At 76.0% G+C, this 1,962-nt stretch carries 1 protein-coding gene; it reads left to right on the forward strand.

Annotated features, from left to right (window positions below; all coding sequences use genetic code 11):
- Window positions 1–1,962: [protein-PII] uridylyltransferase (locus BN12_RS21370; protein WP_083454836.1), on the forward strand; the 1,962-nt coding region annotated here is incomplete at both ends.

The raw sequence follows: 1,962 nt of genomic DNA on the forward strand, positions 1-1,962 counted from the left end.
TGGCTCGGCGGCGTCTGGGCCGACGCGACCCGGGGCCGGGCGGTCGACGGGCTGGCCCTCGCCGCCGTCGGGAGCTTCGCTCGCGGCGACGCCGGGCCGCTCAGCGACTACGACCTCGTCCTCCTCCACTACGGCCGGTCCCTCGGACAGGCCGAGGTCACGGCGCTGGCGGACCGGATCTGGTACCCCATCTGGGACGCCGGTGTGCGGCTCGACCACAGCGTGCGCACGGTCGGCCAGTGCCGCAGCGTCGCCGCGAACGACCTGTCCGCCGCCGTCGGCCTCCTCGACCTCACCCTCGTCGCGGGCGACGCCGAGGTCGTCGCCGCGGCCCGGGCCACCGTCGCCCACGACTGGCGCGCCAACGCCCGCAAGCGTCTGCCCCAGCTCGTCGAGACGCTCACCGCGCGTCATCAGCGCCAGGGCGACCTCGCGCAGTCCATCGAGCCCGACCTCAAGGAGGCCCACGGCGGCCTCCGCGACATGACCGTCCTGTCGGCGCTCGTCGCCGCATGGCTCGCCGACCGGCCGCACGGCGCCGTCGACGCGGCATACGAGCTGCTCCTCGACGTGCGCGACGCGGTCCACGTCGTGACGGGCCGGGGCCGGGACCGCCTCGGCCGGGAGGACCAGGACGCCGCCGCCGCCCTCCTCGGCCGCGCGTCGTCCGACGACCTGCTGACGGAGGTCTCGACGGCTGGACGCGTCATCGCCTACGCCCTCGACGGCACGGTCCGCCGTGCTGGCCAGGCCCAGCGGGCGCGCACCCTGCGCGTCGGCCCGCGCCGGCCGGCGATGAACCCCATGGGCTTCGGGCTCTTCGAGAGCGACGGCGAGGTCGTCCTCGGGTCGGGCAGCAGTCTCGACACCGACCCGTTGCTGCCGCTGCGGGCGGCCGTCGTCGCGGCCCGGGCCGGGCTGCCCATCGCGCCGACGACGCTGCGCAACCTCGCCGAGCGCTCGCCGGCGCTGCCCACCCCGTGGCCGGCCCTCGCACGGGACCTGTTCGCCGACCTCCTCGCGGCCGGGCCGGGCCTCGTCACCGTGTGGGAGGGCCTGGACCAGGCGGGCATCGTCGAGGCGTGGATCCCCGAGTGGCCCAGCGTGCGGTCACGGCCGCAGCGCAACGCCGTCCACCGGCATACCGTCGACCGCCATCTCGTCGAGACGGTCGTCCACGCCAGCTCGCTCATCCGCGGCGTGACCCGGGCCGACCTGCTCCTCGTGTCGGCGCTCCTGCACGACATCGGGAAGGTTCCGGGCGCCCTCGACCACAGCGTGACGGGCGCGCCGATCGCCGAGCGGATCGTGCGGCGCCTCGGGTATGCCGACGCGGACGTCGCGACCGTCGGCCGGCTCGTCCGGGAGCACCTCAGCCTCATCGACCTCGCGACGCGTCGCGACTACCAGGACCCGCGGACCGTCTCCGCCGCGGTCGACGCCGTCGATGGCGACCGCGGCGTCTTCGAGATCCTCATGGCGCTCACGGAGGCCGACGCGAGCGCGGCCGGGCCGAAGGCCTGGACCGACTGGCGGGCCACCCTCCTGCGCCAGCTCGGGGAGAAGGTTCGCGAACGCCTCACGTGCGGCGCACCCCCGTCGCCGGCTCCGGAGCCGGAGCTGCTCACCCCGGCGATCGTCGGCGAGGTCGCCGGCGGCTCCGCCAAGGTCGTCATCCACCCCCAGGGCGGCGTCTACCGCATCGACATCTACGACCGGGACCGCCTCGGACTGTTCGCCGACACGGCCGGGCTGTTCGCCGCCCAGGGGCTCGTCGTCCGGACCGCGATCCTGCGGACCGTCGACGGGGTCGCCGCCAACGAGTGGCACGTCGAGGCGCCGCGCGGAGGCGAGCCGGTCGCCGTCGACATCGTCCGTGGCCTCGGCCGGCTCTCCCGCGGCGACCGCGGCCCCCTCAACCTCCTCGACCGGCGCCGGACGTATGCCGCGCGCCCGGGGGCC

The sequence above is a fragment of the Nostocoides japonicum T1-X7 genome (genome assembly GCF_001046855.1).
Lineage (GTDB): Bacteria > Actinomycetota > Actinomycetes > Actinomycetales > Dermatophilaceae > Nostocoides > Nostocoides japonicum.